Source organism: Methylobacterium sp. Leaf100, assembly GCF_001422845.1.
Lineage (GTDB): Bacteria > Pseudomonadota > Alphaproteobacteria > Rhizobiales > Beijerinckiaceae > Methylobacterium.
This window is the reverse complement of the sequence record NZ_LMMW01000012.1, coordinates 77681-92276: the sequence shown is the minus strand read 5'-3', so window position 1 is coordinate 92276 and position 14596 is coordinate 77681. Positions and strand designations below refer to the sequence as shown.

Genomic DNA, 14596 nt, shown 5'->3' with positions numbered 1-14596 from the left:
CCGTGTGCCAGCCGGCCCCGTCGAGACGTGGGATAACGGTGCGTCGCTCGCCCGCCCCGACCTCAAGGGCGAACAGCGCCAGAAGGCCCTGAGAGCGGCTTGGAGACGCCGTTGCCGACGTACCAGTGGCGCTCGCCGCTGGCGGGCGCTGCGAAGGCGGTGACGTAGAGCCATTCGTAGCGGTGACGGCCGGGTGCGGTCGGCCGTCGTCCGCGCGGCGGCCAGACCCGGCGCGTGATCGGCTTCAGGTCGACGCGGTGCTCGTCCGTGCAGAAAAGCGCGACCGGCCGGCCGGGGTGGCGTGCCTCTTCCTCGGCGAGGGTGGCGGCGAGTTTCTTGAGGGTGGTCTGTGACTCGGAGCCGGGTTCCTCGGCCGTGGTGCCTGGATCGACCAGCCGATCGCCTGCAGCGACTCCCAGGCGCGCTGCGGGTAGACCGAGATCAACCCGAGTCCAGCTGTCATCCACGCTGTGATCTTGGGCGTACTCCAGGTCCCACCATCGGGCGGAGGCCCAGCGAGGCGTACGCGGCAGCTTGTCCAGAAGATCAGGGGGCAGAAGTCGCGGGGCCGTTCCCTTGCGGCGCCGCCGGTCGCCCAGCGCATCAGGACCGAACTGATTGTAGCGTTTTGCCAACTGTTCCAGCCAACGCTGCACGAAGCCGGTCGTGGCCGCGACCTCCGCCAACGGCTTGCTCTGCGCCAGAAGCCAGATCGCCTGGTAATGCCGCGCCGCGCGCGGGTCGTCGCTGGTTCGAGCACGCCGAACCAGTTCCGCAAAACATAGATGATCGACGATGTGAGCTGGGTTCGCCTCCATGAGACATGGCCCAAACCCTAACCATCACTCCGTTCAGCGGGAATCCCCGCCGCGTCAATCAGACGGAAACAGTATTACGCGGTCTCGGTTTCTCCGAGCATGGTCCGGGTGGTGGCGAGCATCGCCTTCATCGCATCCGTCGCACCCCGATAGGCCGGCGTCCCGACGTCCCAATTCTGCGTCGCGAGGGCTGCGATCATCCGTTCAGCCTCCTCTAGGGCTTTGGCTTCGGACTTGAGAAGGTCCGATAGAGCGGGGTGAGCGCCGAGGGGACCGGTCCGCAGGAGCGCGCCGAGGCTCGCTCCATTGTTCCACGGCAGCTTTGCGAGGCCGCGGTCGGGTTCGGCGAGTCCCACCAAGACTCGGGCCAGTTTGCGCTTCCAGGCTCCGATATCCGCCGGGAGGCGTACAAGTGCATAGGTGGACGGCTCATGACCGCTCGATGCCAGAGCCGTCTGCCCAAGCGCTTCGGCCTTCACCAGGCGATTGGTGATCAGCTCGATTTCCTCGTGGGTCTTCGAGGCCTTGCCGGCGATGTTCTGGACGCTGCTGGAGATTTCGGCCGTGGCCTGACGCTGCTGTCCGAGCATGTGTGCGATGGCTCGGTTGAGGTCGCTTGCCTCACCGATCCGTTCGTTGGCCTGCGAAACCCGTGTCTCGAGACCATCGACAATGTTGCGGCCCGTCGCGACGGCGACGCGGCTCTCGCTCACCGCCTGGGCGATGGAGCCCATCTCGACCGTGAGGGTGTTGAGCAGGGAGCGGATCTCGCCCGTGGATTTTGCGGTCTGGGCCGACAGCGACTTGACCTCGGCGGCGACGACCGAGAATCCGCGACCGGCTTCCCCGGCCCGTGCCGCCTCGATGGTCGCGTTGAGGGCGAGCAGGTTCGTCTGGCTCGAAATCGCCGCGATGGCGGTGGCCATCACTTCGATCTGGGCGATGGCGCGTTCCAGCACCACGACGCGGTCGGCGATCTGGACGGTTCGACCCTCGATCTCCTGCATCGCGTTGCGGGCTTGGCTGCCGTCGGTGATGCAGGTCTGCATCGCGGACAGCGCGTCGTCGGCGACCCTGACCACGGTGTCGGAGGTCTGGGCGACCTCGGCGATGGAGGCGGCGAGTTCCTCCGTCGCACCCGCGATGGTCTGGGTCGCGCGGGCCACTTCGCCGACGTCGTAGGTCATCCACCCCGTGTTGGTGGCGGCTTCGGACGCCTCCCGTGCCAGGCGGGCCGTGCTGCCGAGGGCACGGAGCGTGGCTCGATCGGCATCGACCCGGACCTGGCCCAAGGCGGTCTTCAGTAGACCGTCAGGGAGATCGATGGCATCGCGGTCCTGCGTCGTCATCAGGCGCTCGACCGCGCGTACCAGACGGGCATCGTCCGAGGCCGGCATCGCGGCCACGGGCTCTTCGGACGCGGCTCGGGTCTTCGTGGACCTGGCGAGGGGAAAACCGAGCATCGTGGGCGTCCTGTTGGTGGTGCCTAAAAATTAGTGTCCCCCAGTTAAGAAACGCTGAAGGCATGGACATCAATCGACTTGCATTCGAGTCCGGCATCTATCCTTGAGTTGTGCTTCATCTTGCGATGCAGCGCTCAGAACGTATTGGCAGGTTGTGTATCGCTACCATTGTGCGGTGCAAATCGAATTGCGATAGGGCGAGGTAAATACCGATAAACCATTTCCCGAAGCCTTTGCGATGCAATGGCATCACGGCGTCGCTTCGGAGCCGTACAAGAATCGCAGGAATGTGATCGACCCTCGGGGTCACGCCCGTGCTGCGATGCCGCCCGCGTCCGTTCCGACAGGGCCGGGCAAGGAGATGTCGACGGCCGGAAGAACAAGTCCGGCCTTGCGCTCCATGAGCGTCGGGGATGGCACCGGTGCCTCGATGGTGCAGACCACGCCGTCCGACGCGTAGTGAAGCTTGACCTCTCCGGCGAGATCACGGGCGAGGCTGCGCTCGATCAGGCGGGAGCCGAATCCCGTCCGGGTCGGTGGCACGACGGGCGGACCGCCGCTCTCGCTCCAACGGAGGTGAAGGCGCAGCTCCGGATCCCGGATCGCCGACCAGGCGATCGCGACACGGCCGCCTTCGCGGGACAGTGCCCCGTACTTGACCGCGTTGGTCCCGAGTTCGTGAAGCGCCATGGCGATAGAGAGGGCGAAGCGCGGCGGTAAGCGCAGGGGTGGTCCGGTGACGCGGAAGCGGGAAGATTGCGGATCGCCATTCGGCCCGTACGCATCGAGCGGTGCGATGGCGTCGGCCACCACCGTGGCGAGTTCGGCGCCTTCCCAACTCTCGCGGGTGAGCACGTCGTGAACCCGCGCCAGAGCGAGGAGGCGTGCCTCGAACGCGGCTCGCGCGGCGGCCGCGTCCTCACCCTCGAGCCGGCGCAGGGACTGGCCGGCGATGGATTGCACGGTGGCGAGGGTATTCTTCACCCGGTGATTGAGTTCGTGGATCAGGAGCAGGAGATGCTCCTCGGCGCGCTTGGCGTCGGTGATGTCGACGTTGCATCCGGTGTAGCCGAGGAACGCCCCGGTATCGTCCTGGCGCGGCACGCCCTCGCAGCGGAGCCAGCGGATGCGCCCCGTGCGGTCAATGACGCGGACCTCGCCGCGGAACGGCTGGCGAGCCTCGAACGCCTCCCGGAACAGGGCCGAGAATCCGGGCAGGTCGTCGGCATGGACGATCCGGTGCCAGCCGTCGCCCGCGAGGGTGTGGGCCGCCGCACCGAACAGATGCTCGAAATGCATGTTGGTGAAGCTGATCTCGGCCGACGAGTCGGTCATCCAGATCAGGGCCGGCGCCGAATCGGCCATGTGCCGGAACCGCGCCTCGCTTTCCCGCAAGGCGCTCAAGCCGCGTTCGGTCTCGGCCAGGGCCCGGTCACGTTCGGTAATGCGGGTCCGCAGGCGCTCGGAGGCCTCGGCGAGGACCTCGCCGAGGCTGCGGATCTCGCTGATCGGCGAGGTGATGCGCGGGATCGCCTCGCCGCGCGCCAGGGCCGGCCCCGTCGCCGCCAGGCGCCGCAGGGGGCGCGCCACCCGAGACCACAGGCTCACGGCCAGGACCGACGAGGTCGCCAGGACAAGGAGCCCGAAGCCGCAGAACGCCCAGATCCAGCCGTGCAGGCGTGCCTCGACGAGGGATTGCGGGATGACGGCGCCCACCGTCCATCCGGTGAGCCGGGCGCGGGCCTCGACGACGGTGACGGGCCGCATCGCCCGGTCCTTGCCCTCCCAGACCCCCGGGGTACCGGTCTGCTTCTGCCGCAGGGTCGCCAGGCGTGGCTGACCGACGATGGCGTCCGCATCGGGAATGCGGGTGAGCACGATCCCGTCCCGGTCGGAGATGCCTGTGGTCCAACCGACGATGCTCTCCCGGGCGGTGAGGGCCTGCAGACGTCCCACGGGCGCGGTGAAGCTGAGGATGTAGGCGACTTCGGTGTCGAGCATCACCGGAACCGCAATGGCGTAGGTGGCCGCCCGCGGAGTCGCTCCGTGCAGCAGCCCGGACACGACGGCCCGTTGCCCGCCCGCCGAGATCTCCCGGTCGAATGGCAGGCTCCCCTTCGGCATCGGTGCGCCAATTGGAACCGCCGTGTTGACGAGTTGCTGCCCGTCGGGCCGGCGCAGGAGAAGGTCGAGACCCACGGCGTCGCGGACGAGGCGCGCCTGCGTGTCGAAATTCGCGAACTCCGAATCCCTCAGGCGTGGCGAGGTCGCGAGGGTCTGGAGCACGGAAACGAGGCCGGCCGTATCCCGGTCCACCGATAGGGCGATGCTCCGGACGTTCTCGCGGGCATCCTGTTCGAAGCGTGCCCGCTCGGTTCCGGCGTAGCGAACGAGCAGGATCGCGGTGAACAAGAGGCCCGGCCCGATCAGCGCGACGACGAGGGCGATGAGGTAGACCTGTGTCGAGACGTCCCGGCGCCAGAGATCGGGAATGAGCCGGCCGAGACGCTTCGAGCGCCGCCGGAATCGTCCGAACCGCGTCCGCTCGGGTGGGAAGCCACCGGGCACGTGCGTGCCATCGCCGGAATGCGGCTCGGGCTCCCTCATGGGCGATCGACGTGACCGAGATCGCGCGCCGGACTGACCCGGTCCCGCACCCGTTGCTTCAGGGCCTTCACGTCCGGAAAGCCGCCATCCAGCGTTCGGTCCCAGATGGTGTCGGGGCCGCAGGCGATGATGAATACGCCTCCGGTTCCGGGAATCAGGGCGACCTCCCCGAGATCGTCCCGGAAGGTGGAGAGCAGTTCCTGGGCCATCCAGGCTGCACGCAGAAGCCACTGGCACTGCGTGCAGTAGGTAATGGAGACCCTCGGCTTCTCTTGCGGGGCGAGTGCAGTACCGTCCATGCCCGGCACAGCGCACCGAACCTCCCTGCCTTGTCAACAGCGCAACGGCTGCGGCGCGGAGGTCTGGAGGAGGTATTTTCGACGCCGTACCGAGGCCTCCGGCACGCGTTTCCCGTGGCGTATGTCGGGCCGGGCCCTTCCCGTGCCTAAGGTCATGCCTATCTGTCGCAGGGTAGTGCGGTTCCGCACGTCGTTGCCCCCGGGAGTCTCGTTCATGCAGCCTGGCGCCGCCCTTTCGGCCGGACCCTCCGTCTTCGGTCGGATCCGCACGGCTTTCGTCGCCTTGGCGCTCGCGACCGCCCTCGCGGGATGCGGCGCCATCAACCGGGTGCCGACCCTTGAGGAGAGTGCCAAATCGTCGTGGAGCGAGGTGCAGAACCAGTACCAGCGCCGGGCCGACCTGATCCCCAATCTCGTTGAGACGGTGAAGGGCTACGCCCAGCAGGAAAAGGACGTGCTCGTCGGCGTCACCGAGGCGCGGGCCAAGGCTTCCAGCGTCAAGGTCGACGCCTCGACGGTGACCGATCCGCAGAAGTTCAAGGAATTCCAAGATGCCCAGAACCAGCTTTCGGGTGCCCTCGGACGCCTGCTGGTGACGGTGGAACGCTATCCCGACATCAAATCGAACCAGAACTTCCTTGCCCTACAGTCGCAGCTCGAGGGCACCGAGAACCGGATCGCCGTGGCGCGCCGCGACTACATCGGCGCGGTGCAGGCCTACAACACCGAGGTCCGGACGATTCCCGGACGCTGGATCGCGGCGTGGTTCTATCCCGAGGCCAAGCCGATGGAGACCTTCACGGCGACGCCGAATTCCGAGCGTCCGCCGAACGTGAAGTTTTAGACGTTCATGCCGGTGATCCCGGGGCGAGGATTGCGTGCCGTCCTTCTTGGGCTCGCCCTCGTGTTCCAGGCGGGACTGGCGCTCGCGGCCGATCCGTCCTTCCCAGCACTGACTGGACGGGTCGTCGACGCGGCCGGTATCCTGAAACCGGAGGATCGCGCCGGCCTCGAATCGAAGCTCAAGGCCTACGAGGACAAGACCTCCGATCAGGTCGTGGTCGCCACGGTGCCGGACCTCCAGGGCCTGACGGTGGAGGATTACGCCAACCGGCTGTTCCGGTATTGGGCCCTCGGCCAGAAGAAGACCGACAACGGCGCTTTGCTTATCGTGGCACCCAAGGACCGCAAGGTTCGTATCGAGGTCGGATACGGTCTCGAGGGAGCCCTGACGGATGCCCTGTCGAAGGTGATCATCACTACGGCGATCGCCCCGCGCTTCAAGGATGGGGATTACGTCGGTGGTCTGAACGCCGGCGCCGATGCCATGCTGTCGATCCTGTCCGGAGATGCCGAGACATGGCATCGCAAGGCCGAGATCCGCCGCGACGAGGCCGACCCCGGCCAAGTCATCGTCTTCATCGTCATCTTCCTGGTGATCCTGTTTCTCGCCTACCGGATGAATCGCGGGCGGCGCGGCGGCGGTTTCGTCATTCTTCCCGGCCCGTCCTCCGGCGGGTGGAGCGGCGGCGTTTCGGGCGGCTTCGGTGATGGCGGCGGATTTTCGGGTGGGGGCGGTTCGTCGGGTGGCGGAGGAGCCTCGGGTGACTGGTAAGCCGATCCTGGACTGCGCGGCACGAACGCGGATCGCCGAAGCCGTCAGCCGTGCGGAAGCCGCGACATCGGGCGAGATCGTCGTCCTGGTCGCGGCCCGCGCGGGATCCTACCGGTCGGCGCCCTTGGCTTTCGCCTTGGTCTGCGGCCTCCTCGTGCCCTGGCCGCTGATCCTGCTGACGCCGTGGAGCGCCGTCTCCATCGCCCTCGGGCAGGCCGTCGTCGTTCTCGCGGCCCTGGCGGCCAGTCTGCACCCGCGCCTGCGGATGGTTCTCGTGCCGCGCGCGATCCGTCGGGCCCGGGCGCATGATGCGGCGCGGCGGGAATTCTGTTCGCGGGGCCTGGCACGGACGCCGGAGCGCAGCGGGGTGCTCATCTTTCTCGCCTGCGCCGAGGGGCATGCCGAGATCGTGGCCGATTCCGGGATCGCCGCTCGTGTTCCGTCCGCCGCCTGGAACGCTTCCATCGGTGCGCTGCTCGGAGCCCTGCGCCGGGGTGAGATGGAGGCTGGCCTCATCGCCGCCGTGGCGGATGTCGGGGCGATTCTCGCGGCCGAACTGCCGGAGCGCGGCGGCGGACCTGACCTCCTGCCGAACCGGGTGATCGTGGTCGATTGATCTGCCGGACGCGGGCGGGCTGGTGACACTCTGCAAATGATGTTTGCGGATCGCGCGAGATGTCTGGCCCTCGCCGTCGAATTGCGTAACAAGGGGGCTTGACGATCTGCCAGCAAGGACAGGTCGCAGGAGCGAGACGTCGATGAGTGCGATCACCAAGCACGGGCCATGGGCCCTCGTCGGAGCGTTGGGCGCGGCCGCCCTCGCCATCGTTGCCACGACCCGGGGCGAGACGGTCAACGCTCTCTGGATCGTCGTGGCGGCGGTCTGCACCTACCTGATCGCGTACCGCTACTACTCGCTCTTCATTTCCAGCAAGGTCATGCGCCTGGACGATACGCGCCAGACGCCCGCCCACGTGCACAACGACGGTCTCGATTACGTCCCCACGAACCGCAACGTGCTGTTCGGGCACCATTTTGCCGCCATCGCGGGCGCCGGGCCCCTGGTCGGCCCCGTGCTCGCCGCGCAGATGGGGTACCTGCCTGGCCTGCTCTGGATCCTCGCGGGTGTGGTTCTCGCCGGCGCCGTGCAGGACTTCATGATCCTGTTCATCTCGATGCGCCGCGACGGCCGCTCGCTCGGTGAACTGATCCGCGCCGAACTCGGCACCATTCCGGGCGTCATCGCCCTGTTCGGCACCTTCATGATCATGGTGATCCTCCTCGCCGTGCTGGCGATGATCGTCGTGAAAGCTCTGGCCGAGAGCCCATGGGGCACCTTCACCGTCGCGGCGACGATCCCGATCGCTATGATGATGGGCCTCTATGCCCGCTACATCCGCCCCGGGAAGGTCGGCGAGGTCTCGATCCTCGGCTTCGTGTTGCTGATGCTCGCCATCGTGTACGGCGGCAACGTCGCGGCCGATCCGTATTGGGGCCCGTTCTTCACCTTCACCGGTACCCAGCTCACCTGGATGCTCATTGGCTACGGCTTCGTCGCTTCGATCCTTCCGGTCTGGCTGCTCCTTGCCCCGCGCGACTACCTCTCGACCTTCCTCAAGATCGGTACCATCGTCGGCCTGGCGCTCGGCATCGTCTACGTCGCCCCGCACATGAAGATGCCGGCGGTCACCAAGTTCGTCGACGGGTCCGGTCCGGTCTGGGCCGGCACGCTGTTCCCGTTCCTCTTCATCACCATCGCGTGCGGCGCGGTGTCGGGCTTCCACGCCCTGATCTCGTCGGGCACCACCCCCAAGCTCATCGAACGGGAATCCGACGCACGCTTCATCGGCTACGGCGGCATGCTCATGGAGAGCTTCGTGGCCGTCATGGCCCTGGTCTCGGCCAGCGTCATCGAGCCGGGTATCTACTTCACCATGAACTCGCCCGCCGGCCTCGTCGGCACGACGCCGGAGAGCGCCGCCGCCGCGGTGATGAAACTCGACCCGGCCTTTGCGATCACCGCCGAACAGATCGCCCAGACTGCCGTCGACGTCGGCGAGCACTCGATCATCTCCCGCGCCGGCGGTGCGCCGACCCTCGCGGTCGGCATGGCGCACATCATCTCCTCCGCCATCGGCGGCAAGGCCATGATGGCGTTCTGGTACCATTTCGCCATCCTGTTCGAAGCCTTGTTCATCCTGACCGCCGTGGACGCGGGCACCCGGGCCGGCCGCTTCATGCTGCAGGATCTTCTCGGGCTGATCTCACCGACGTTCAAGGACACCACGGCCTGGGCGCCCAGCATCCTGGCCACCGCGCTGTGCGTCGGCGCCTGGGGCTACTTCCTCTACCAGGGCGTCACCGATCCGCTCGGCGGCATCTACACCCTGTGGCCGCTGTTCGGCATCTCGAACCAGATGCTGGCCGCCGTGGCCCTGACGCTCGCCACCGTGGTGATCTTCAAAATGAAGCGCGAGCGCTACGCCTTCGTCACGATCATCCCCACCGTGTGGCTGTGCATCTGCACCCTCACCGCCGGCTGGCAGAAGATCTTCTCGGCGGACCCCAAGATCGGCTTCCTGTCGCATGCCGACCGCTTCTCGGCGGCGATCGCCGAGGGCAAGGTGCTGGCTCCGGCCAAGAACATGGCCGACATGCACAAGATCGTCTTCAACGACCGCATCGACGCGGCCCTCGCGGTGATGTTCGTCGGGCTGGTGGTGGCCATCGGCGTCTTCGGCATCAAGGCTTGCGTGAAGGCCTATCGCGCCGATCGCTGGACAGCCCTGGAGAGCGGCGGCCCCGCCGCCGTCGCAGCGGAGTAGGCACCATGGCGCTGTCGTCGATGGAGTTGCGGGACCGTCTCAAGACCTTCTCGAAATGCGTCTGCGACGGCGCCCGCCTCATGGTCGGGCAGGGCGATTACGAGGCCTATGCCAGCCACATCCGCAGGACGCATGCGGATCAGGAGCCGATGAGCGAGCGGGAATTCTTTCGGAACCGCGAGAATGCCCGCTTCGGAGTGGGGAACCGGAACGGCTTTCGTTGCTGTTGAGGACACCCCACCCGATCCGTATCTAGCGTACGGGCGCCCGATCGGGCGCCTGTGTCGCGCCGGTCAGCATTCATCCCGAAACAAATCCCCTGCATCCAGTATCCATGGGTCCCGGCTGGCAGCCTGTGCGACCACGGCTGAGCGCTCGTTCGTGGAGACGGCATGGGTCTCGTTCAATACGCGCTGAAGTTCCGGATCACGATCTACGTGCTCGCCGTGCTGATGATGCTCGGCGGGGCGGCGGCTGTGGTGGTGGCGCCGAAGGACGTGCTGCCCACCGTGGATATTCCGGTGGTCGTGGTGGTGTGGACCTATAACGGGCTCTCCACCTCCGAGATGGAACGGCGCATCACCACCTACGCCGAGTTCTCGCTCTCCAACAACGTCAACAACATCGCCCGTATGGAATCGACCACCCTGCAGGGTACGGCGATTCAGAAGATCTATTTCGACGGGGCCGTGAGCATCGATCTCGCCATCGCCCAGACCGTCTCGGCGATGAATTCCATCCGCGCGACCATGCCGCCTGGTGTTCAGCCGCCCATCGTCCTGCGATTCTCGGCCTCCTCCGTACCGGTCATCCAGCTCTCCCTCGCCTCCGACCGCGAGAGCCTGACCAAGGTCTACGACTACGCCCAATACCGCATCCGCCAACGCCTGACCCAGGTGCCGGGCTCGACCCTTCCGTCGCCCTTCGGCGGCACGCCGCGCCAGATCATGGTCGATCTGGACCTTCACGCGCTCCAGGCGCTCGGGCTCACGGCACTCGACGTCACCAACGCCGTCACCGCTCAGAACCTCACGGTGCCCTCGGGCCTCGCCAAGATCGGCGAGCAACAATACCCGATTCAGCTCAATGCCTCGCCCGACGCCATCGACGCCTTGAACCAGATCCCCATCCGTGTGGTGGGTGGCCAGCCGATCCTGGTGCGCGACGTGGCTCACGTCCGCGACGGCGGTCCGCCGCAGGTCAATATCGTGCGCGCCGACGGTGTGCATTCGGTGCTGATGCGGATTTTCAAAAACGGAACCGCCTCGACCCTCGACGTCGTCAACAACGTCAAGAAGGCGCTCCCCGATATCCGCGCCGCCGCCCCCGAGGGCATGACCCTCAAGCCCCTGTTCGACCAGTCGGTCTTCGTCTCGGCCGCCATCGAGGGGGTGATCCACGAGGCGGTGATCGCCGCGGCGCTGACGGGCCTCACCATCCTGCTGTTCCTCGGCTCCTGGCGCTCCACCATCGTGGTGCTGGTCTCGATTCCCCTCTCGATCCTCACGTCGCTCGCCATCCTCGCTGCACTCGGCGAGACCATCAACGTGATGACGCTCGGCGGCTTGGCGCTGGCAGTCGGCATCCTCGTCGACGACGCGACGGTGGCCATCGAGAACACCTATCGGCTGTTCGAGGAGGGTGAGCCGTTCCGGAAATCCGTGGTCGAGGGTGCGGCCGGCATCGCCAAGCCGGCCTTGATCTCGACGCTGTCGATCTGCGCCGCCTTCGTGTCGGTCTTCGCGCTGACCGACACGCCCAAGTACCTGTTCACGCCCCAGGCGCTGGCGGTCGTGTTCGCGATGCTGACCTCCTACGTCCTGTCGCGCACCCTGGTGCCGGTGCTCATCGATGTCCTGGTGGCGCGCGAATACGCCGAGCGCCATGGCGGCGGCGGCGCGCCTCCACGCCGGGGCCGCATCGCTCGCGCCCTCGCTTGGCTCGGCCGTCCTTTCCTGCGGCTCGCCGGCTGGATCGGCCACGGGTTCGAGGCGCGTTTCACCCGCTTCCACCGCGGCTATGTCGGCCTCTTGCACGTCGTGCTGGCCCGGCGCGTCGCGACTCTCGCGGTGGTCGCCTGCGTGCTCGCGGGCTCGGCGGGCCTGTTCACCTTCGTCGGCCAGGACTACTTCCCGCAGGTGGCGTCGAGCCAGATGACCCTACATTTGCGCACCCGCCCGGGCATGCGGATCGAAACGGCTGAGCAGGTGTTCGCCGACGTCTCGCGCGTGGTCCGGGAAGTGATTCCCGAGGGTGAGATCGATCAGATCCTCGACAACATCGGCCTGCCGTCGAATAACTACAACTTCGCCTTCTCGGATGGTTCGTTCGTCGCCTACAACGACGGTCAGATGTTGATCAATCTCAAGGAAGGTCACGGATCCGTCGCCGATTATACGAAGCAATTGCGCGAGGTGCTGCGCGAGCGATTTCCCGACGTGGTGTTCTACTTCCAACCTTCGGACATCATCACCCAGATTCTCAACTTCGGTACTCTGGCGCAGATCGACATCCAGGTTTCCGGCCGCAACACCGCGAAGGATCTGGAGGTCGCACAGAACATCGTCCGTCGGCTCAGGGCGACGCGCGGAGCCGTCGACGTCCATCTCCATCAAATCGTCGGTACGCCGCAATTCTTCGTCGACGTCGATCGCAAGCTCGCCTCGGAGCTCGGCCTGACCCAGCAGCAGATCGCGCAGGGGCTCAACGTCTCCCTATCGGGCTCTTTCCAGGTGACGCCGAACTTCTGGACAGACCCGAAGACCGGTATTCCTTATCAACTCTGGGTCCAGACCCCGGAATTCCGCAACGACTCCCTCACCGCCCTAGAGAACACACCGCTCCTCGTTCAGGGCGGTCCGGAGGCCCCCGGCGTGCTGACGCTGCTCTCCAGCGTCTCGACCATGCGGCGCGAGGGCACCCAGACGGTCATCAACCACGTCAACACCCAGCCGACCTTCAACGTCTACGCGGCGGTTCAGGATTCGGATCTCGGGTCCGTGGCAAAGGAGATCCGCGCCATCGTGGCGGACGAACAGAAGGGCCTGCCGGCGCCGGACAAGATCACCGTCCGGGGCCAGATCGAGAGCATGCAATCGGCCTTCACGCGGCTCCAGGTCGGCCTCGCCATCGCGCTGGTGGCCGTCTACCTGCTGATGGCCGTGAACTTCCAGAGCTGGGGCGACCCCTTCGTGGTGCTGGCGGCCCTGCCGCTCGCCTTCTGTGGTATCGTCGCCAGCTTGTTCATCACCGGGACGACGATCTCGATTCCCTCGCTGTTCGGAGCGATCATGTCGGTCGGCATCGCGTCGGCCAACTCGATCCTCCTCGTCACCTTCGCGAAGGAACACCGGGAAGCCACGGGATGCAGCGCGGTGGAGGCCGCGCTCATCGCCGGCGAGACCCGTCTGCGCCCGGTGCTGATGACGGCGGGCGCCATGTTCCTCGGCCTCATCCCCATGGCGCTCGGCACGGGGGAGGGCGGTGAGCAGAACGCGGCCCTCGCCCGCGCCGTGATGGGGGGCATCGCCGTCGGTACCCCCTCGACGCTGCTGTTCGTGCCATTCCTCTACGCGCTCCTGCGCCGGGGCGAGGTTCGGCCCCTGGAGGATTACGCGTGACCCACAGCCCCCGCGACCCGTCCGACGTGCCGCCGCCGCCGCGCGCCGGCCCGTTCGTCCTCGTCGGCCTCGGGATCGCCGGGCTCCTGGCCTGGGGCGGCTACGGCCAGTGGCAGCAGCGCGCCGCCGCCACGGAAACCCAGCGCAGGATCGACACCCACGTGCCGCGCCTGCGCACGGCCACGGTGGATCGGGCCGACAAGCCCATGGAGATCACCCTGCCGGGCCAGACCGATGCCTTCGCGCGGGCGGCGCTCTACGCCCGCGCCACCGGGTACATCGCCGAGCGCCGCGTCGACATCGGCTCCCGCGTGCGCAAGGGCGACATCCTCCTGCGAATCGCCGCACCCGACCTCGACCAGCAACTCGCGCAGGCCGAGGCGCAGGTCGGGCAGCTCGAGGCGCAACTCCTCCAGGCCCGTGCCATGGTCGATCAGGCCAAGGCCAACGTCGGCCTCGCCAACGTCACCAATTCCCGAACCTCGACCCTCGCCGGCCAGGGCTGGGCCTCGAAACAGAACGCCGACAATTCCCAGGCGAGCGTGCTGAGCCAGACCGCGACCCTCGCCTCGGCCCAGGCTGGCGTGAAGGTGGCCGAGGCCAACATCAAGGCGCAGACCGCCACGGTCGACCGCCTGAAGGCGCTGACGGGTTTCAAGGATATCGTCGCGCCCTTCGACGGGGTGATCACCACACGGGGCGTCGATGTCGGCGACCTCGTCCACGCCGACGGCACCGGCACGGCCCTCCTCGCCATGGACCGCGACGACGTCCTGCGCGTCTCCGTCAACGTGCCCCAGAGTGCGGCGGGGGGCATCCGCGAGGGATTGGATGCCGCCGTACGCGTGCCGCAGATGCCCAACCGCGTGTTCTCGGGCAAGGTCGAGCGCAGCTCCGTCGCCCTTCTGTTGTCGTCGCGCACCCTGACCACGCAGGTCGACGTCCCGAACGCCGATCTGACGCTTCGCGCGGGCCTCTATGTCTCCGTGACCTTCAAGGTGCCGCGCACGCAATCCGTCGCGGTGATCCCGGCGGAGGCCATGGTTTTCAATCAGCGCGGCACCCAAGTGGCGATCGCGGGCGACGACGGGCAGGCGCGCTGGCGCAACGTCCATGTCCAGCGCGATCTCGGCACGGTCCTGGAGATCGACCGGGGGCTGGAGGGTGGTGAGCAGATCGTCCTCAGCCCACCCGCCGACCTGCGCGACGGCCAGAGAATCGAGCGGCAGGTTCCCAAGACCGACGACAAGCCCGTGACGGCGGCGGCGCGCTGACGCGGCTCTGGCGGTTGCGCTCGTCCACCTCGGCGTAGAGAAAGCGGTCCCGAGGCCGCGGCGCGGCCCGCCCAG

General features: G+C 67.1%; 11 protein-coding genes. 7 read left to right on the top strand and 4 right to left on the bottom strand.

Translation table 11 applies throughout. From position 1 onward, the window contains the following. Positions 1-62: 62 nt before the first annotated feature. The 4 genes from ASF25_RS08550 to ASF25_RS08535 form a co-directional block, all read right to left on the bottom strand. Positions 63-818, bottom strand: coding sequence for a helix-turn-helix domain-containing protein (locus ASF25_RS08550; RefSeq protein ID WP_056304347.1), 756 nt, complete (start codon positions 816-818; stop codon positions 63-65). Between the two features lie 74 nt (positions 819-892). Next, complete coding sequence (locus ASF25_RS08545; protein ID WP_056175976.1) at positions 893-2281, bottom strand: methyl-accepting chemotaxis protein; 1389 nt, start codon at positions 2279-2281, stop codon at positions 893-895. Between the two features lie 306 nt (positions 2282-2587). Further along, positions 2588-4888 carry an HWE histidine kinase domain-containing protein gene (locus ASF25_RS08540; protein WP_082502547.1) on the bottom strand — a complete coding sequence of 767 codons (2301 nt, stop codon included), beginning with the start codon at positions 4886-4888 and terminating at the stop codon, positions 2588-2590. Beyond that, entirely contained in the window at positions 4885-5187 is a 303-nt protein-coding gene (locus ASF25_RS08535) for a SelT/SelW/SelH family protein (protein WP_056304346.1), read from the bottom strand. The genes ASF25_RS08540 and ASF25_RS08535 overlap by 4 nt, the downstream gene beginning before the upstream one ends. Before the next feature lie 214 nt (positions 5188-5401). Between ASF25_RS08535 and ASF25_RS08530 the strand changes: the two genes are divergently transcribed. The 7 genes from ASF25_RS08530 (at position 5402) to ASF25_RS08500 (ending at position 14521) form a co-directional block, all read left to right on the top strand. Beyond that, a complete protein-coding gene (locus ASF25_RS08530) occupies positions 5402-6031 on the top strand; it encodes a LemA family protein (protein WP_056304345.1) in 630 nt (209 codons plus the stop codon). Between the two features lie 6 nt (positions 6032-6037). Then, positions 6038-6802: a TPM domain-containing protein gene (locus ASF25_RS08525; protein ID WP_056304344.1), complete on the top strand. Its 765-nt coding sequence runs from the start codon at positions 6038-6040 to the stop codon at positions 6800-6802. Continuing rightward, entirely contained in the window at positions 6792-7418 is a 627-nt protein-coding gene (locus ASF25_RS08520) for a TPM domain-containing protein (RefSeq protein ID WP_056304343.1), read from the top strand. Before ASF25_RS08525 ends, ASF25_RS08520 begins: the two co-directional genes overlap by 11 nt. A gap of 142 nt (positions 7419-7560) precedes the next feature. Continuing rightward, positions 7561-9627 (top strand): carbon starvation CstA family protein, encoded by a 2067-nt coding sequence (locus tag ASF25_RS08515; RefSeq protein ID WP_056304342.1) that lies wholly within the window; start codon positions 7561-7563, stop codon positions 9625-9627. 5 nt (positions 9628-9632) lie between these two features. After that, a complete protein-coding gene (locus ASF25_RS08510) occupies positions 9633-9857 on the top strand; it encodes a YbdD/YjiX family protein (RefSeq protein WP_056097260.1) in 225 nt (74 codons plus the stop codon). Between the two features lie 162 nt (positions 9858-10019). Next, positions 10020-13247, top strand: coding sequence for an efflux RND transporter permease subunit (locus tag ASF25_RS08505; RefSeq protein WP_056304341.1), 3228 nt, complete (start codon positions 10020-10022; stop codon positions 13245-13247). Continuing rightward, positions 13244-14521 (top strand): efflux RND transporter periplasmic adaptor subunit, encoded by a 1278-nt coding sequence (locus ASF25_RS08500; protein WP_056175997.1) that lies wholly within the window; start codon positions 13244-13246, stop codon positions 14519-14521. Before ASF25_RS08505 ends, ASF25_RS08500 begins: the two co-directional genes overlap by 4 nt. Positions 14522-14596: the final 75 nt, after the last annotated feature.